We start from the raw sequence: 15,994 nt of genomic DNA on the forward strand, positions 1-15,994 counted from the left end.
CATCGTGCCCTCCGGTGGATCGCGGCGCCAGCGTTGTTATCGGATCGCCACCAAAGTCGGTGGTGACGCTGGACACCCTCTCCCGGCGTCCGGGGCACCTGTGGTTCATTGGTCCCGAGGACAGCACGCGAGAGAGGGCCACCCATGAGTGAGAACAGTCAGGCACCGACCGAGGCCGAACTGGCGGCCGGTCGGGAGGCGTATGAACTCGATCGCGCCCACGTCTTCCATTCCTGGCAGGTCCAGGAGACCTTCAAACCGCTCACCGTGGTGAAGGCGGACGGGTCGCTGGTCTGGGACGGGGAGGGCAATGAGCTGATCGACCTGTCCGCGCAGCTGGTGTTCACCAACCTCGGTTTCCAGCACCCCAAGGTGGTGCAGGCGATCGTCGACCAGGCGCAGACGCTGGTCACCCTCGCCCCACAGCACGTCAACGATGCCCGCTCCGAGGCCGCTCGGTTGATCACCGAACTGGCACCCGAGGGGCTCGAGCACGTCTTCTTCACCAATGGCGGTGCGGACGCCAACGAGCACGCGGTCCGGATGGCGCGGTTGCACACCGGCCGCCGCAAGGTGCTCAGCGCCTACCGCTCCTACCACGGCGGTACCGATCTGGCGATCAACGTCACCGGTGACCCGCGCCGGATCGCCAACGACAACGGCGATGCCGGCACCGTGCACTTCTTCACCCCGTTCCTGTATCGCAGCTATTTCAACGCCAGCAGCGAATCCGAGGAATGCGAGCGAGCCCTCACGCACCTGGAGAACGTGATCAAACTGGAGGGCCCGTCGACGATCGCGGCGATCATCCTGGAGACCATTCCCGGAACCGCCGGCATCATGGTGCCGCCACCGGGCTATCTGGCCGGGGTTCGCGAACTCTGCAACGAATACGGGCTGATGTACATCGCCGATGAGGTGATGGCCGGTTTCGGGCGGACCGGGAACTGGTTCGCCATCGACCGCGAGGGCGTCACCCCGGATCTGATCACCTTCGCCAAGGGGGTGAACTCCGGTTACGTGCCGCTCGGCGGGGTGATCATGTCCAATGACATCTACCAGACCTTCGGCACCCGCAATTATCCCGGCGGGCTCACCTATTCCGGGCATCCGCTGGCCTGCGCCGCCGCGGTCGCCACCATCAACGCGATGGCCGAGGAGAAGGTCGTCGAGAACGCCGCGCGGCTCGGTGAGGAGATCATCTGGCCCAAACTGCTCGAACTGTCCGAGAAGCATCCCGCGGTCGGCGAGGTCCGCGGGGTCGGCGCGTTCTGGGCGATCGAGCTGGTCAGCAACCGCGAGACCAGGGAACCCCTTGCCCCGTACGGTTCCTCGAGCCCGGCGATGAACGACGTCGTCGCCGCCGTGCTCAAGGGCGGGGTGCTGCCGTTCTCGAACTTCAACCGGATCCATGTGGTACCGGCGCTGAACATCCCCGACGACCAACTGCGCCGCGGCCTGGACATCATCGACGAGGCCCTCGACGTCGCCGACCAGCACTACCAGGGCTGACCCCACGTTCATCTCGACACGTGTCCCGGCTCCGCTTCGCTGCGCCGGGTCACTACTCGATGAACGGGGTGATCGCCAGCGAGTCGAAACCACGTTCCTCGAGTAGCTCGCGCGGCGAGCGTGTCGAGAGGAACTCCGTTGCTGCCGCTCCGCTTCGCCGGGTCACTACTCGATGAACGTGGCGATTTCCTTGGCGATCTCCAGGGAGGCGGTCGCGGCGGGGGAGGGGGCGTTCAGCACATGCAACTGGCGCGGGCCCTCGACGAGCGCGAAGTCGTCCACCAGGGTGCCGTCCGCGCGCAGCGCCTGGGCGCGTACCCCGGCCGGTGCCGGGACCAGTGCGTCGTCGCCCAGCTCGGGTACCAGCTCGCGCAGGCTGGCCAGGAATCGCTGCTGGGACAGCGATCGCGCGACCTCGCCGATCCCGGTACGCCAGAAGCGGCGGCCCAGTCGCCACAGACCCGGCCAGCTCACCGACTCCGCCAGCTCACCGGGCACCACGTCCCGCCAGCGATACCCCTCGCGGGCCAGCGCCAGCACCGCATTCGGCCCGGCGTGCACACCGCCGTCGATCATCCGGGTGAGATGCACACCGAGGAAGGGAAGCGTGGGATCGGGTACCGGATAGATCAGCCCGCGCACCAGGTGTCGCTGCGACGCGGTCAGCTCGAAATACTCACCACGGAAGGGAATGATCCGCAAGCCCGGCTCCACCCCGGCCAGTCGGGCGATCCGATCGGCCTGCAGGCCCGCACAGTTCACCAGCGCGTCGCCGCGCAGGTCGAGGCCACCGGCGCGAACCCGGACACCGCGCTCGTCGGTGACGATGCCGGTGACCGGTGCGTCGAGCCAGATCTCCCCGCCCAGGCCCACGATCTCATCGGCGAGCGCCCGGCAGATCCCCGGATAGTCGACGATGCCGGTGGAATCGACGCGCAGTGCCGCCAGGGCCCGGACGTGCGGCTCGTACTCCCGCGCCCGGGCCACATCGATCCGGCGGCAGGGCACGCCGTTGGCGGTCCCGCGGCGCTCCAGTTCGGCCAGCGCCGGCAACTGCTCGGGGCTGGTCGCGACCACCAGCTTGCCGGTCACCTCGACCGCCACGTCGTGGCTGCGGGCGTACTCGACCATCGAGACCGCACCCGCCGTGCAGAGCCGTGCCTTCAACGATCCGGGGCGGTAGTAGAGCCCGGAGTGGATCACCCCGGAGTTGTGTCCGGTCTGGTGCTGCGCGACCCGCGATTCCTTGTCCACCACGACCACCCGGTGACCGCGGTGCAACAACTCGCGCGCCGTGGCCAACCCGATGATGCCGGCACCGACGATCACGACCTGGGACATGGGTCCACACTAGGCTGACCGGGTGCGCAGCCGCAGCGAGCTCCTCGGCACGATCGTGTTGATCGTGTGCTGGGCCGCGACGCTGGCCACCATCAAGATCGCCCTGTGGGGCTTCTCACCCTTTCAGGTCGCCGCGGGCCGCTGCCTGATCGGGGCGCTGCTGCTGTTGCCGGTCGCGATCGCCAGCGGTCGCGGGCCCGGGTTGCGGGACAACTGGTTCAGCTATCTGCTGCTCACTCTGGGCAATGTGGTCGGCTTCACCGGGCTGCAGACCTATGCGCTGCAGAATCTGCCGTCCGGGTTGGTCGCGGTGCTGATCTATCTGCAACCGGTCCTGGTCGCGGTCTTCGCCGCACCGGTGCTCGGCGAACCCCTCGGCCGCGCGAAGCTGATCGGGCTGCTGACCGCCTTCGCCGGCATCGTCGTGGTCAGTGCCGACGCGCTCGGTGGCCGGGTGTCACTGGTCGGGGTGCTCTGCGCGATCGGTTCGGCGGTGGCCTGGACCTTCGGCACGCTCACCTATCGACGCTGTTCCGATCGGGTCGACCCGCGCTGGTCGGTGGCCCTGCCGTTCCTCGTCGGCGGCGCGGTGCTGGCCGGATTGTCCGTGCTGCAAGGCGATCCGCCGATGCGGTGGGGGCTCGTTCCGGTGATCGGGCTGGTCATCTCCGGCGCCGTCGGTACCGGGATCGCCTGGCTGCTCTATTTCTGGCTGGTCAGCACCGGTGGCGCCGGACGGACCACCTCACGAATCTTCTTCGTGCCGATCCTGGCGATCGTGATCGGCGCGGTGGCGCTGCACGAGCGGCTCTCGATCACGGTGCTGCTCGGGGGCGCGCTGGTCGTGGTCGGGGTGTGGCTGGCGAATCGGCGCTCGGTGATCAGCGCGCCTGGCTGAACCGGTGCAGCGCCGCGCTGGCACCCTCGGCGTCGCGCACCCGGTGGAAACCGTCCTGCTCGATCAGGAACTGCAGCGGCAGTGGGGTCTTCTCCCCGAACACGAAGTCGGCTCCCTCGGGACCGGGCGTCGGGCGTGGATTCCCGGCGACCGCCGCGGGCAGGAAACTGTTCACCAGCAGGGTTCCGTCGTCGGTGCGCATCGCGGTCAGCGCGCGGAGCTGGGTGACGGCGTACGCCGCATCGTCCAGTGCCCGGACCCGCAACTCGCGGTGGACCCCGCGGGTCATCAGCGCGATGAATCCCGCGAACACCGCACCCATGATGATCAGCGGCAACGGAAACCCTTCGGTCGGACGGATGGTCCTGATCCCGACAAAGGCGAAGCCGAAGATCACCAGCAGCAGCACGATCCCGCAACCGGCGAAGACGATCGGCCCCCGCTGGCGCTGGATCTCGCTCGTGCGGGCCGGTTCGCACCAGGTGACCCGCTCGCCGGCCAGCAGCACGTCACCGAGCAGCCGCTGCTCCTCCGGTGGTACGCGGCCCATCTGGAGGCCCGGATCGGGTGCCTCGGCATGTCGTTGCGGATCCAGCAGGGCGGCCTCCGCGGCGTCGGCATCGGTGTCGGTCAGCCACAGGAACCCGTGGCGGCGGTAGCTCTTGCGGCTGGAGCTGGAACTGCTCCGGGTGCTCTGGTGGACCTCGACCCGCCAGAGCAGATCGGTCCGACCGCGCTCCTGGACCCGGGTGAGATGGGTCAGGGTCTCCCGGGGTTGTTCGTCCACGATCCGCGTACCGTCGCGGCGCACCTCGGCGACCAGGGCCCGGCGATCGGTGACGGCCTGGAGCTGCGGCGGTGTCCCACCGAAGAGCCGGCGCCCCATCGTCGCCAGCAGCACGAGCAGGCACAGCCCGAAGATGACCGGCCAGGAGCCGGTGAGGCCGCCGAAGGACAGCCCGCCGAAGCTGTTGGCCACCGTGCCCCACAGTCCGGTCAGCAGCCCACTGAGAACGGTGGTCATGAACAGCAGCACGAATGCCCCGCCGACCAGCCCGCCGAAGCTGGGTCGTCGGCGTGGCCGCTGCGTCGACCAGAGCACGGCTTCACCGGGTGCCAACACGGTTCGCAGGAGTTCTTCGGTCTGCAAGGGAGCGCTCCTTTCCTGACTGTGCAGGATAGTTGCCGTCCGGTGCAGTACGCCGCAGCGGCTCCGTCAGCGCGGGGCAATCCGCGCACGGACCGCCAGTGCGGCGCAACCGATCACGGCCAGGCCGCCGAGCACCACACTCCAGGTGAGCGGTTCGCCGAGCAGCAGCGCCGCCCAGGCGATGCTGAACACCGGTTGCACCAACTGCACCTGGCTGACCCGCGACATCGGGCCGAGTGCCAGACCGCGATACCAGGCGAAGAAGCCCAGGAACATGCTGACCGCGCTGAGATAGCCGAAGACGGCCCACTGCCCGAGGCTGGCCGCCGGCGGCTGGCGGGCGATGCTGACCAGGGTGAGCGCCAGCATCACCGGCGTGGAGATGACCAGGGCCCAGGAGATGGTCTGCCAGGAGCCGAGTTCGCGGGCCAGCAGGCCACCCTCGGCATAACCGATCGCCGCGGCCAGCACCGCGCCGAGCAGCAGCAGGTCCGCGGCGCGCAGACCGACCAGCGCGCCGCCGCCGGACAGGGCCGCGAAACCGACGGCCAGCACCGCGCCGAGACCGGCCAGCAGCCAGAACCGCCGGGGTGGGTGCTCGTTGCCGCGCCGGGCGGCGAGCACCGCGGTGGCGGCCGGCAGCAGCGCGATCACCACGGCGCTGTGGTTCGCCGGGACCGCTGTCAGGGCGTACGAGGTGAGCAATGGGAAACCTGCGACCACCCCAGCCGCGACGACCGCCAGCCGCAGCCACTGCCGGCCACGGGGGCGTGGCTGCCGGGTGCAGATCAGGGCGAGTGCGGCGAGTGCCGCGGCCACCACGGCCCGACCGGCGCCGACGAACAGCGGTGGCAACGCCCCGTCGGCGACCACGACACGGGTCAGCGGCACGGTGAACGAGAAGGCCAGCACGCCCAGCAGGCCCCACCACAGTCCATTCGACGAGGTGGAAAGCGGTGACCGTTTCGGGCGAGTAGCGCTACTGTGTGCTGTCATGAATGACGATAGCACGGCGAGACTGGCCGGAACTCTGCGCCGTTGGGTGGATGCTTCGGCCCCGGGCATGCGGCTGCCCTCCACCCGCCAGCTGGTCGCCGAGCACCAGGTCAGCCCGGCGACGGTGCAGAAGGCGGTCCGCTCGCTGGTGGCGGCCGGTGTCGTCGAGACGCGGCCGGGGGTGGGCAACTTCGTCCGCGAGGTACGCCGGCTGGCGAGCAGCGATTTCGGCTGGCAGACCGGGGCACTGGGGGAGGCCGCTCCGCGGGAACCGCAGCGGACCAGTTCGCTGGCCAGCGCACCCCCGGAGGCGATCGCCCTGCACTCGGGCTATCCGGATCGGGAGCTGCTGCCCGAACGCCTGGTCCGGGCCGCCTTCACCCGGGCCGCCCGCAACGATGCGGTGGTGCAGCGGCCACCGGAGGCCGGTACCGATGAACTGCGGGCCTGGTTCGCGCGGGAACTGGCGAGCGTGACCGGTGACGGCATCGCCGCCCCGGTCGCCCGGGATGCGCTGGTGCTGCCCGGCAGCCAGAGTGCCCTGAGTGCCAGCTTTCGTGCCCTGGTTGGGGTTGGCGGCACTCTGTTGATCGAGTCGCCCACCTATTGGGGTGCGATCCTCGCGGCCCGGCAGGCCGGTATCCGGTTGATTCCGATCCCGACCGGTCCCGAGGGCATCGACGCCGACGAGCTCGAGCGGGCGCTGCGGCGTACCGGGGCCCGCGTGCTCTATGCCCAACCGACGTTCACGAATCCCACCGGCGCGCTCTGGTCGGCGGACCTGCGGGACCGGGTGCTGGAACTGGTACGCCGGCACGGCGCCTTCCTGATCGAAGACGACTGGGCCCGGGACTTCGGGATGGTGCCCCCACCGGTGCCGCTGGCGGCCCAGGACGGTGACGGCCACGTGATCCATCTCCGCTCGCTCACCAAGAGCGTCTCGCCCGCGGTGCGGGTCGCGGGGGTGATCGCCCGAGGCCCCGTCCGGGAACGGATCCTGGCGACCACCCGGGCCGAATCGATGTATGTCAGCGGGGTGTTGCAGGCGGTCGCGCACGATGTCGTCAGCCAGTCCGGCTGGCGCACCCACCGGCGGGGCCTGGGTCGGCAACTGATCGCCCGTCGCGACGCGCTGATCGCCGCGCTGGCGCTGGAGGCGCCGGCGGCGCAGGTGCAGGGCGTGCCGGCCGGCGGGCTGAATCTGTGGATCCGGTTGCCCGATGTCGTCGATGCCGCCCGGCTGGCGCGTGACTGCCGGGCCGATGGCCTGCTCCTCGGCCCGGGGGTGGAGTGGTTCCCGGGGGAGGAGCCCGGGAACTTCCTCCGGTTGAACTTCAGCGGACCCGACCCCGGCGGATTCACCACCGGGGCACGGATTCTCGCTGCCGCGCTGGCCCGTCAGGGAGTGACGGACTGAGCGTTCTCCGGGGTCTCCCTGGTCGCCACCGACTGCACCCGTACCAGCACGGTCATCGACGCCGCATCGCTGTCGTCGATGGCCCGCTGGACCGCGCGCTGGGTGTCCTCGACGATGTCGCGGACCGGTCGGGAGCTGTCGACCCCGATCTCGACGGTGACGGTGCCCTGGTCCGGCTCGACCATCAACCCGTACCGGGCCTGGCTGGCCTGGGAGCGCCGGATCCGGGCGTCCAGGGCGCGCAGCGTGCTGGTGATCCCCGGCTCGATGCCGCGGACCCCGGGAATGGCGGTGACCACACTGGTCAGCTCCGCGGCGGTCGTGGTGGTGGTCGGCGTACTAGCTGGCGTACTCATAGAGATCCTCGATGTGGATATCAACGACGATGTCCGGTAGCTCCAGGTTGGACCGGCACGCGGAGCGTACCGACTCCCGGACCTGCTCGGCGACACCGATCAGATCGGGCGTGCCGAGCCGTACCGACAACCGGACCTTGACCCGCTCCGGCAGGCCACGGGCGCGTACCGAGTTGTCCTCGGAGTCGGCGTAGTCGACGGTGGTACGCAGCGCCAGGGCATCCGGCACCTCGTCCACCGCCGAGCGCACCAGGGTCCGCAACGCCAGCTCGGTGAGCGTGTAGGGCCCGGCCTCGGTGGGCGGCATCGTGACCTGCGCACCGTGCCTGGCGTCGACTCGGACGGCCTCCTTGATGCTGGAGACCGCCTGCTGGGAGAGCTGCACCGAGCTGTCCCCGCGGGCCTCCAGTTCGTCCCATTCCCGGTGCACCGAGCGGACCAGATCCAGGTAGCGCTGGTCAGCGGCGGAGTCCCCCTCCTGCGGCCCCCGGTCAGGGCTTCGATCGTCTGGTTCCATGGGGCTCACCTCCATTCCTCCATCCGTTGGATGATCTGGGTGCGGGCCCGCGCGATCCGGCCGCGCACCGTTGGTTCGGTCAGGCTCAGCGTCTGCGCGATCTCGCGATAGCTCAGCTCCTCGATCTCTCGCAGCACCCAGCAGACCCGGAGTTCGGAATCCAGGGTGGCGAGGATCTGGGCCAGCGCGTGCAATTGCGCGTTGACCTCGGTGGTGTGCGCCGGATCGACCCGCGAGCGCCGGGAGCCATCGGCCATGCCGTTGCTCTCGAGCTGCAGATCCTCCGGATCGTGCGCATCGGTCTGCCGCCGGGCGCGCCGCCGGACCATGTCGGTGGCGCGCCGGCTGCAGATCTGGGAGACCCAACCGCGGAAGGCGGCCGGATTCTCCAACAGGTGCAGGCGTTTCCAGGCGAGGATCAGGGTCTCCTGGACCACGTCCTCGCTGTCCTGCCGGTCGGCGAGAATCATGTACGCCGTCCGGAACAGACGGCCCTGATAGCGATCGACGAGCTGTCCGAACGCCTCGGTCTCACCGTCCTGGGCCCGCAGGATGAGCTGTCGGTCATCGATCTCGCCGAGCAAGGAGCGCTCGGCGAGATCGTTGGCCGGGGTGTTCTCGGTCACGGTGCTGTCGATCGGCCCGTCGCTCATGACCCCGAACCCTGGACCGCGGGCTGCGGTTCAAGCTCGGCGCCGGAGCGGCGCGGGGTGACGGACTGGGCGACGGTGCTCGAACCGGAGCCCTTGGCCCGCAGGTGGACGAGCACGTCGACCTGCCGCGGGGGACGATCCAGCGCGTTCGCCACATCGTCGGCGAGCCGGCTGCGTACCTGCTCGATGGACCAGGCAGCTTCGGCGTCCTCGGCGATGGTGACCGAGGCCTGCAGCCAGACCGAGCTCGCCGCGCCGGTGACCCGCACGTCGGCGTCGAGTACGCCCGGGACCTGCTCGGCGTGCTCGCTCAGCGCCCGACCCAGCACATCCGGGTCGACGGTGGCGAGCAGGGTGCCGTCACCGTCGGTGAGGCGCAGCCGCGAGGTCGGGGTCTGGGCGGGCACCTGGGTGACCAGCAGCGCGATGCCGATGATCACCGCCAGGACGCTGAGCACCGCGGCGACCGGCAGCAGCCAGACCCGGTTGTCGCTGGCGATGGAACCGACGGTGGACGAGCCCTCCGCCAGGATCATCGAGGCCTGCGGCCAACGGTTGGCCAGCCCGAAGTAGGCGAAGCCCAGCCAGGTGGCCGCGGCCAGCGAGAGGATGCCGAAGATGATCAGCACCACTCGATTTCTTGCTCCGGAGATGGAACGCATTGTCTAGCCTCCTTCACTTCATCCGCTGGACGCGTACCTGGGTGCGCATCGGGGCCGTCGGCCGCAACTCTGCCACGGCCTGTTCGGCGGCGGCGCGGGTGGCTTCGCGGACCGGTGCGACATCGTCGACGACGGTGCGCACGGTCACCTCGGCCCGACGCGGGCTGACGTGGGCCTGGGTGCTGTGCACGCCATCGATCTGCTCGGTGCGCAGTCGGATCCGGCGGGCCAGATCGCGATCGGAGATGACCGTCTCGCCGGGCACGTCGCCACCGAGAATGTCAACCTTAGAACGCTTTCCGGGGATGATCGCGGCCAACACCATGATCAGTCCCAAGACGGCCAGCACACCGGCCGCGGTGATCGCGGCGGGCGAGTCCAGCCGGGTACCGGCAGTGCTGTTGATCGGGCCGACGGCCTGGGCGGGCCAGGTGCCGGTGACCAGCAGCGTGCCGAGGATCCAGGCGCCCAGGGCACCGATCGCCACCAGCACGACGGCCAGGATGGTGACCGGAATGACTCGGGCCGGTCGCCGGCTGAGCCGGCGCGGGGTCGCACTCATCGCAGCTCACTCCTCACTCGGCTCTCGGGGTTCAACCAGGAGATCTGGATGTCGAGTCGGCCGACCTCCAGGCCGGTCAGGTATTCCACCCGGTCACGGACGTGCTCGCGCAGACTGCGCGCGGCCGCGACCAGGTTGGTCGGGAACGCCATCCCGACATCCATCCGCAGCACCGCGACGTGGCCGTAGAGCTCGCACTCGACCGTCGGGCGGGCGTCGAAATCGCGGCGGGCGCCGACGCCGAGCACGCCGCCTGCGGCGGCACCGACGTTGGACACCTCGGCGGCGACCTGTTCGGCGATCTTGGCGACCACCTTGGCCGGGATGTTCGTGCTGCCCCGCTGTTCCTCGGGGGCAGCACGCCTGGGGGTGGGCGTCGTCGCTTCGGTGCGGGTGTCCATCAGGACCCCGCTGCTCCTGCTGTTCATGGTTTACCGCCTCTGGCGGTCGGTGAGGCCCTGGATGTTGATGCGACCCTCGATCGCCAGGCCGACGGCCAGGCCGATCACGCCGCACACGATCACGAGAATGAGTTTGGCGAAGCCTCCGAACGCGAGAACCGCGCCGAGGAAGAGGGCCACCATCAGGGCGAGATGTGTTGTCTTCATGACAAGACTCCTTGATCGGGACGTCAGGGGGGCCCGCTGTCGGGCCCCACCTGACGTCTGGCTGGTCACTTCAGTTCGTTGCTGCGGGTGCTCTGGCCGCCGGAGGAGGAGCCGTTGTTGTTGTCCTCGCTCGGCAGGTGCACGTCGGCGACGTTCACGTTGACCTCGATGACCTCGAGGCCGGTGGTGTTCTCGACCTGGTCGATGATGTTGCGACGGATCGCGTTGCCGACCTCGACGATCGAGGCGCCGTACTCGGTGACCACGGTGACGTCGACCGCAGCCTGGGTCTCACCCTTCTCGACGCTGATGCCGCCGGCGACGTTGGTCTGGGCGTTCGGGATCCGGTCGGTCACCGCGCTGAACGCACGGCGTACCGCGTTGCCCATGTCGTAGACGCCCGGGACCTCACGGGCAGCCATGCCGGCGATCTTCGCGACCACGACATCGTCCAGGGTGGTCACACCGCGCGAGGTCTGCAGCGGACCGCGCGGCTTCGGGGACTGCTCGCTCTGACGATCCTGCTCCTGCTGCTTGCGCTGCTTCTCCTGCTCGCGGGCCTCGGCCTCACGGGCGCGGTCCTGCTGCAGTCCGGTCTGGGGGATGTTCGACATGCTCACTCCTTCATTCGTGGCCGACCAGAACGTCGGCCCCAACCAAATGCCAACACTTGATAGACGTCACGGGGTACGAGGTCGTCACGAATGAATCTGAAGTTTTTTTCGAGCAGGTCCGAGCTCGGCAGCCGGACCGCGATCCATCGAACCCTGCGTACATCCCGCGAGTGCTCCAGGGTGGGGGAAATGCGCCGAGGATTCGATGGATCGTGATACCGCGATCATTGTCGAGCTGGGACCACACCCATGATTGGCACCTATAACTGTCATGATGTATCGTCTGCAAGTGCTAGTGAGTGCTGATACCGCTGCGAGCTGGCCGAACTTGAGGGAAGGGAAGGGCTGATGACCAAGGTTCTGGTCGCTGAACGCACCCAACGGCAGGCCCAGGACCTGCGCGAATCGCTGAACCCCAAGAGCACGTCGCTCATCCTCACCGACGGGTCGCAACAGCGCACGGTGAGTGACGAACTGCTCACCGTTCTGCTGCAAGTCGTCGACTCGATCGCCCGAGGTGGCACCATCCAAGTCGGCACGATGCCAGCCGAACTCACCACCTCGGCAGCCGCTGATGTTCTCGGAATCTCCCGAGGCACCCTGATGAAAAAGATCGCTGCCGGCGAGCTTGCAGCTCGCAAGGTCGGAACTCACCACCGACTGCGCCGCGACGATGTTCTTCAATTCCGCCGTGCACGGCTGGAAGAGCAGCGAGCCGCGCTGGCCGAACTGTTGGAGATCGAGTCCGAACACAACCTGGACTGACATGGGCAGCGTTACGCTGCACACGTGACAACACGCGTCCTGGTGGATGCCAACGTGCTCCATCCCCGCACCCTGCGCGACTGGCTTCTCATGCTCAAGTTGCAGACAGGGACGCAGATGTTCACGCTGGCATCCACCGAAGACATCCTTGCCGAGACCATCCACTCGATCCGCCGCCGGTATCCCCACATGGCCGGGGGAGTCATGGCCCGGACTCGCGAACTCATCACCCAAACACTCGACGAAATGATCCGCGACTATCCCGTGGGCGATTTTCCCGGCGCCGATATCAACGACAGCCATGTCCACGGCGCCGCTGTCCATGCACAGGTCGACATCCCTGCTCACCAACGACACCGGATGGGATCGCGTCGCGGACCAGCTGCCCTACGACATCTACCGCACTGACGACTTCTTTCTCCTTGTCAGTGACAGCGCGCCCAGAGCCGTCGCTGACGTGGCATGTCAACAGATCCAGCACCAGCTCGCGCGCGGAGCCGACGAAGTCGACCTCGTCGCCTCACTCAAGTCCGCGCAATGCCCGCAGTTCGCAGAACGCGTACGCCAACTCCTCCAAACCATCGACTTCACCCCAGGGTCCACTACCTGAATGCGCCCAGGATCGGCTGGATCGTCAGCGCGGGTCAGCTCAGCCCTGACCGCGCAGGTACCGGCCGAAGTGCGGGACGGTGAAGGCGATCCGGCCGCGTTCACCGGAATAGATCAATCCCTTCTTCAGCAGGGCATCGCGGGCGGGGGAGAGGGACTGCGGTTTGCGGTCCAACTCCTTCGCCACCTCGGAGGTGGTCACCGACTCCGCGGGATTGCCGTCCTCGTCGAGGGTGGCGTACGCCACGTCGGCCATCGCGCGCAGGTATTCCCGCTCGCCCGGGGTGGCGCGTTCGAACCGGGAGCCGAAGAAGCCGATCGCCAGCTCGGCCTCGGCCTCCGGTGCGGCCATTCGCACATCGGCGGCGCCGATCGGGGAGACCGGTGCCAGATCCCAGGCGACCTTGCCGTACGCCTGGATGAAATACGGATAGCCACCGGTCGCGGCGTACATCTCCGCCAACGCCTCGGCGGAGAACTCCGCGCCCTCGTCACGGGCCGGTGACTGCAGTGCCTGCGCCGCCGACTCGATGTCCAGCCGGTCGATCCGCTGATAGCGGAAAAGCCTTTCGGAATAGGACTTCGAGGCCGACAGCACCGCCGGCACGTGCGGCAGCCCGGCCCCGACGACGATCACCGGCAGCCCGTTCTGGCTGATCTCATGACAGGCCGCGCAGAGCGCCGAGACGTCCTCGGGGCGCAGATCCTGCATCTCGTCGATGAAGATCGCCACCCCCTTCTGCACATCCTGGGCCAGCCCGCCGACATCGCTGAGCAGCTCCACCAGGTCGATCTCGATGTCACCCGAATCCGCTCGACCCGGGGTCGCCGGCACGTCGATACCCGGTTGCCAGCGGTCCCGCAGTTTCGCATTCGCCGGCGAATCGCGCAGGGCGAAGGACTTGATCACCCCGAGCACGTGCGAGACGTCGTCGCTGCTCGGATGGGCCAGTTCGCGGACCGCGGTGTGCAACGCCGCACTCACCGGCCGCCGCAACCCCTGGTCCGGTCGCGCCTCGAACTTGCCCGAACCCCAACCCCGGCGTACCGCGGCGGAGCGCAGCGTGTTCAACAGCACGGTCTTGCCCACCCCGCGCAGCCCGGTCAGCACGATCGAACGCTCCGGGCGCCCCTTGCCGACGCGTTCCAGCACCACATCGAAGGCGCGCAGCTGTTCGTCGCGGCCGGCCAGCTCCGGCGGCCGCTGACCGGCGCCGGGGGCGTACGGGTTATTGATCGGATCCACGATCGCACTGTATGGGCTCGTCTAGTGGATTCGGCAGATCTCGGCAGAGAGGGTGATCGTGTCGCAGGCATCTCGACACGCTCGGCATTGCTCCGCTTCGCTCCGCATGCCGAGCTGCTCGATGAGCGTGGTCGATGAGCGGCGGCGCCATCCCCCTCCAAGGATGACGCCGCCCAGAAACCAACGCGGGTTTCCGAACGCAAACGCTAGGGGTCGGCGGGGTCACCTCGGGCTGGATAGGCTGCGGATCGTGACGCTGCCGCGCTGGATCCTCGTGCCCGCGGTTCTGGGCGCCGGACTGGTGCTGGTACCGCTGCTCGGGCTGGTACTGCGGGTGGACTGGGCCGACTTCGGCTCGCTGATCAGCACCGAGGCATCGGTGTCGGCGCTGCTGCTCAGCATCCGTACCGCGTTCGCCGCCACCCTCATCTGCCTGCTGCTCGGCGTACCGCTGGCCCTGCTGCTGGCCCGCACCCGCTTCCCCGGGCAGAACCTGCTGCGCACCGCGGTGCTGCTGCCGCTGGTGCTGCCCCCGGTGGTCGGCGGGATCGCGCTGCTGCAGGCCTTCGGTCGCCGCGGTCTGCTCGGTGCCCAGTTGGAGGCGGCCGGGATCTCGATCGCCTTCAGCACCACAGCGGTGGTGCTGGCGCAATCCTTTGTGTCATTGCCATTCCTGGTGCTCTCGGTGGAGGGGGCGCTGCGCAGCAATGCGGTCGGCTACGAGGAGGTGGCCGCCGGCCTGGGCGCCGGGCCGGGCACCGTACTGCGCCGGATCACGCTGCCCCTGGTGCTGCCCGGACTGGCGTCCGGTGCGGTGCTCGCCTTCGCCCGTGCCCTCGGCGAATTCGGTGCCACACTGACCTTTGCGGGCTCCCTGCAGGGTGTCACCCGGACCCTGCCGCTGGAGATCTATCTGCAGCGCGAGGTCGATCCCGATGCCGCCGTCGCGCTGTCACTGCTGCTGTTGGTGCTGGCCGCGGTGATCGTCGCGCTCACCCATCGCGGGGTACGCCGATGACCTGGTTCAGTGCCCGGGTCCGGCACGAGCAGCGATCGGTGCAGGCCGAGTTGACGCTCGACGAGGGCGAGGTGGTGGCCGTCGTCGGACCCAACGGCGCCGGGAAATCCACACTGCTGAAGGTGATCGCGGGATTGTTGGAAGCAGACGACGGTGCCCTCGAGCTCGCCGGGGACGACCTCTGGGGCGTACCGGCGCATCGCCGGCGGATCGTCTCGCTGACCCAGCAGGCGATGCTGTTCCCGCACCTGGACCTCACCGACAATGTCGGTTTCGCACCCCGCTCCGCCGGTGCGGGGCGTCGCGAGTCGAGGGCGAGGGCGCAGGAATTCCTCACCCTGGTGGGGATCGGCGAACTCGCCGGTCGGAAACCTGCCGAGGTCTCCGGCGGTCAGGCGCAACGCGCGGCGATCGCCCGGGCACTGGCCGCCGAGCCGCGGCTGCTGCTGCTCGACGAACCGTTCGCCGCGCTCGATGTGGAGGTCGCCGCCGAGCTGCGCCAGGTGCTCCGCCGCGTGCTCCGCGACACCGGGCGTACCGCGGTGATCGTCACCCACGATCTGCTGGACGCGCTCGCGCTGGCGGACCGGATCATCGTGCTGGAGCAGGGAGAAGTGGTCGAACAGGGCCCGGTACGCCAGGTGCTCAGCCGACCACGCAGCCGCTTCGGTGCCCGGTTCGCCGGCGTGAACCTGGTCAGCGGCCGGCTGATCGGGCACCAGCTGCTCGCCGGCGACACCGCGGTCAACGGGCTGCTCGCGACCCCGACCACCGACACCGGCCCGGTACCGGGGCTGGCGCTGTTCCGACCCGCGGCCGTCTCGGTCCACCTGCAGCCCCCGCACGGCAGCCCCCGCAACAGCTGGCTGGTCCGGTTGACCGCGCTGGAGGCGTACGCCGAGGGCATCCGGTTGCGCGGCCGGCACGAGGACCTGGGTGACCTCTCCGCCGACATCACCCCGGCGGCCGCGGCCGAACTCGATCTCGGTATCGGTGACGGTTGCTGGTTCGTCGTCAAGGCCCAGGAGGTCGAGCTCCTCGAGCGCTGAGTCCCTCTCGACACGGCCGCG

19 protein-coding genes are annotated in these 15,994 nt (G+C 68.9%); 7 read left to right on the forward strand and 12 right to left on the reverse strand.

What is annotated here, in order from left to right; genetic code table 11:
• The first annotated feature begins 144 nt into the window (after positions 1 to 144).
• Positions 145 to 1,512: an aspartate aminotransferase family protein gene (locus C8D81_RS12740; protein WP_094404439.1), complete on the forward strand. Its 1,368-nt coding sequence runs from the start codon at positions 145 to 147 to the stop codon at positions 1,510 to 1,512.
• A 165-nt stretch (positions 1,513 to 1,677) separates the two neighbouring features.
• On the opposite strand, the gene lhgO is transcribed toward C8D81_RS12740, so the two are convergent.
• Positions 1,678 to 2,853 carry an L-2-hydroxyglutarate oxidase gene (lhgO, locus tag C8D81_RS12745; RefSeq protein WP_094430724.1) on the reverse strand — a complete coding sequence of 392 codons (1,176 nt, stop codon included), beginning with the start codon at positions 2,851 to 2,853 and terminating at the stop codon, positions 1,678 to 1,680.
• A 22-nt stretch (positions 2,854 to 2,875) separates the two neighbouring features.
• Here lhgO and C8D81_RS12750 point away from each other — a divergent pair, with 22 nt between their 5' ends.
• Positions 2,876 to 3,751 carry a DMT family transporter gene (locus C8D81_RS12750; RefSeq protein ID WP_094404441.1) on the forward strand — a complete coding sequence of 292 codons (876 nt, stop codon included), beginning with the start codon at positions 2,876 to 2,878 and terminating at the stop codon, positions 3,749 to 3,751.
• On the opposite strand, the gene C8D81_RS12755 is transcribed toward C8D81_RS12750, so the two are convergent.
• Positions 3,735 to 4,901 (reverse strand): hypothetical protein, encoded by a 1,167-nt coding sequence (locus C8D81_RS12755; protein WP_094404442.1) that lies wholly within the window; start codon positions 4,899 to 4,901, stop codon positions 3,735 to 3,737. The two genes, C8D81_RS12750 and C8D81_RS12755, sit on opposite strands and share 17 nt — an antisense overlap.
• A 66-nt stretch (positions 4,902 to 4,967) precedes the next feature.
• Positions 4,968 to 5,897 carry a DMT family transporter gene (locus C8D81_RS12760; RefSeq protein ID WP_094430722.1) on the reverse strand — a complete coding sequence of 310 codons (930 nt, stop codon included), beginning with the start codon at positions 5,895 to 5,897 and terminating at the stop codon, positions 4,968 to 4,970.
• Here C8D81_RS12760 and C8D81_RS12765 point away from each other — a divergent pair.
• A complete protein-coding gene (locus tag C8D81_RS12765) occupies positions 5,896 to 7,314 on the forward strand; it encodes an aminotransferase-like domain-containing protein (RefSeq protein WP_133626168.1) in 1,419 nt (472 codons plus the stop codon). The genes C8D81_RS12760 and C8D81_RS12765 overlap by 2 nt on opposite strands.
• On the opposite strand, the gene C8D81_RS12770 is transcribed toward C8D81_RS12765, so the two are convergent.
• The 8 genes from C8D81_RS12770 to C8D81_RS12800 all read right to left on the reverse strand — a co-directional run bounded on the left by C8D81_RS12770 (position 7,296) and on the right by C8D81_RS12800 (position 11,286).
• Entirely contained in the window at positions 7,296 to 7,670 is a 375-nt protein-coding gene (locus tag C8D81_RS12770; protein WP_094356689.1) for a hypothetical protein, read from the reverse strand. The two genes, C8D81_RS12765 and C8D81_RS12770, sit on opposite strands and share 19 nt — an antisense overlap.
• The gene (locus C8D81_RS12775; RefSeq protein ID WP_208109268.1) at positions 7,654 to 8,187 is read right to left on the reverse strand and encodes an Asp23/Gls24 family envelope stress response protein; all 534 of its coding nucleotides are present in this window, start codon (positions 8,185 to 8,187) and stop codon (positions 7,654 to 7,656) included. The genes C8D81_RS12770 and C8D81_RS12775 overlap by 17 nt, the downstream gene beginning before the upstream one ends.
• Positions 8,188 to 8,192: 5 nt before the next feature.
• Positions 8,193 to 8,840, reverse strand: a complete 648-nt coding sequence (locus C8D81_RS12780; RefSeq protein WP_094404445.1) for an RNA polymerase sigma factor — start codon at positions 8,838 to 8,840, stop codon at positions 8,193 to 8,195.
• The gene (locus C8D81_RS12785) at positions 8,837 to 9,469 is read right to left on the reverse strand and encodes an Asp23/Gls24 family envelope stress response protein (protein ID WP_208109269.1); all 633 of its coding nucleotides are present in this window, start codon (positions 9,467 to 9,469) and stop codon (positions 8,837 to 8,839) included. The genes C8D81_RS12780 and C8D81_RS12785 overlap by 4 nt, the downstream gene beginning before the upstream one ends.
• A gap of 46 nt (positions 9,470 to 9,515) precedes the next feature.
• Positions 9,516 to 10,064, reverse strand: coding sequence for a DUF6286 domain-containing protein (locus tag C8D81_RS12790; RefSeq protein WP_094356685.1), 549 nt, complete (start codon positions 10,062 to 10,064; stop codon positions 9,516 to 9,518).
• Positions 10,061 to 10,492 carry an Asp23/Gls24 family envelope stress response protein gene (locus C8D81_RS12795; RefSeq protein WP_229117632.1) on the reverse strand — a complete coding sequence of 144 codons (432 nt, stop codon included), beginning with the start codon at positions 10,490 to 10,492 and terminating at the stop codon, positions 10,061 to 10,063. Before C8D81_RS12795 ends, C8D81_RS12790 begins: the two co-directional genes overlap by 4 nt.
• Before the next feature lie 3 nt (positions 10,493 to 10,495).
• On the reverse strand, positions 10,496 to 10,672 hold the full coding sequence (locus tag C8D81_RS20980; RefSeq protein WP_166646801.1) for a hypothetical protein: 177 nt from the start codon (positions 10,670 to 10,672) through the stop codon (positions 10,496 to 10,498).
• Between the two features lie 65 nt (positions 10,673 to 10,737).
• On the reverse strand, positions 10,738 to 11,286 hold the full coding sequence (locus C8D81_RS12800) for an Asp23/Gls24 family envelope stress response protein (protein WP_094430720.1): 549 nt from the start codon (positions 11,284 to 11,286) through the stop codon (positions 10,738 to 10,740).
• A gap of 348 nt (positions 11,287 to 11,634) precedes the next feature.
• Between C8D81_RS12800 and C8D81_RS12805 the strand changes: the two genes are divergently transcribed.
• Together C8D81_RS12805 and C8D81_RS12810 are read left to right on the forward strand one after the other, a co-directional pair.
• Positions 11,635 to 12,051: a helix-turn-helix domain-containing protein gene (locus C8D81_RS12805; RefSeq protein ID WP_094430718.1), complete on the forward strand. Its 417-nt coding sequence runs from the start codon at positions 11,635 to 11,637 to the stop codon at positions 12,049 to 12,051.
• A 24-nt stretch (positions 12,052 to 12,075) separates the two neighbouring features.
• A complete protein-coding gene (locus tag C8D81_RS12810; protein WP_133626169.1) occupies positions 12,076 to 12,459 on the forward strand; it encodes a hypothetical protein in 384 nt (127 codons plus the stop codon).
• A gap of 241 nt (positions 12,460 to 12,700) precedes the next feature.
• Here C8D81_RS12810 and C8D81_RS12815 read toward each other — a convergent pair whose 3' ends face one another.
• Positions 12,701 to 13,906, reverse strand: coding sequence for an ATP-binding protein (locus C8D81_RS12815; protein ID WP_094356676.1), 1,206 nt, complete (start codon positions 13,904 to 13,906; stop codon positions 12,701 to 12,703).
• Positions 13,907 to 14,156: 250 nt separating this feature from the next.
• On the opposite strand from C8D81_RS12815, the gene C8D81_RS12820 reads away from it, so the two are divergent.
• Together C8D81_RS12820 and C8D81_RS12825 are read left to right on the forward strand one after the other, a co-directional pair.
• Entirely contained in the window at positions 14,157 to 14,924 is a 768-nt protein-coding gene (locus C8D81_RS12820; RefSeq protein ID WP_229117634.1) for an ABC transporter permease, read from the forward strand.
• Positions 14,921 to 15,973: a sulfate/molybdate ABC transporter ATP-binding protein gene (locus C8D81_RS12825; RefSeq protein WP_133626170.1), complete on the forward strand. Its 1,053-nt coding sequence runs from the start codon at positions 14,921 to 14,923 to the stop codon at positions 15,971 to 15,973. The genes C8D81_RS12820 and C8D81_RS12825 overlap by 4 nt, the downstream gene beginning before the upstream one ends.
• The last annotated feature ends 21 nt before the right edge of the window (positions 15,974 to 15,994 follow it).

The organism is Enemella evansiae, from assembly GCF_004362375.1.
GTDB classification, from domain to species: domain Bacteria; phylum Actinomycetota; class Actinomycetes; order Propionibacteriales; family Propionibacteriaceae; genus Enemella; species Enemella evansiae.

Coding starts and splice junctions, on each gene's coding strand:
- C8D81_RS12770 (WP_094356689.1), bottom strand. CDS start 7,670: ATGAGTACGCCAGCTAGTACGCCGACCACCACCACGACCGCCGCGGAG.
- lhgO (WP_094430724.1), bottom strand. CDS start 2,853: ATGTCCCAGGTCGTGATCGTCGGTGCCGGCATCATCGGGTTGGCCACG.
- C8D81_RS12760 (WP_094430722.1), bottom strand. CDS start 5,897: ATGACAGCACACAGTAGCGCTACTCGCCCGAAACGGTCACCGCTTTCC.
- C8D81_RS12795 (WP_229117632.1), bottom strand. CDS start 10,492: ATGAACAGCAGGAGCAGCGGGGTCCTGATGGACACCCGCACCGAAGCG.
- C8D81_RS12775 (WP_208109268.1), bottom strand. CDS start 8,187: ATGGAACCAGACGATCGAAGCCCTGACCGGGGGCCGCAGGAGGGGGAC.
- C8D81_RS12780 (WP_094404445.1), bottom strand. CDS start 8,840: ATGAGCGACGGGCCGATCGACAGCACCGTGACCGAGAACACCCCGGCC.
- C8D81_RS12740 (WP_094404439.1), top strand. CDS start 145: ATGAGTGAGAACAGTCAGGCACCGACCGAGGCCGAACTGGCGGCCGGT.
- C8D81_RS12805 (WP_094430718.1), top strand. CDS start 11,635: ATGACCAAGGTTCTGGTCGCTGAACGCACCCAACGGCAGGCCCAGGAC.
- C8D81_RS12800 (WP_094430720.1), bottom strand. CDS start 11,286: ATGTCGAACATCCCCCAGACCGGACTGCAGCAGGACCGCGCCCGTGAG.
- C8D81_RS12790 (WP_094356685.1), bottom strand. CDS start 10,064: ATGAGTGCGACCCCGCGCCGGCTCAGCCGGCGACCGGCCCGAGTCATT.
- C8D81_RS12765 (WP_133626168.1), top strand. CDS start 5,896: ATGAATGACGATAGCACGGCGAGACTGGCCGGAACTCTGCGCCGTTGG.
- C8D81_RS20980 (WP_166646801.1), bottom strand. CDS start 10,672: ATGAAGACAACACATCTCGCCCTGATGGTGGCCCTCTTCCTCGGCGCG.
- C8D81_RS12825 (WP_133626170.1), top strand. CDS start 14,921: ATGACCTGGTTCAGTGCCCGGGTCCGGCACGAGCAGCGATCGGTGCAG.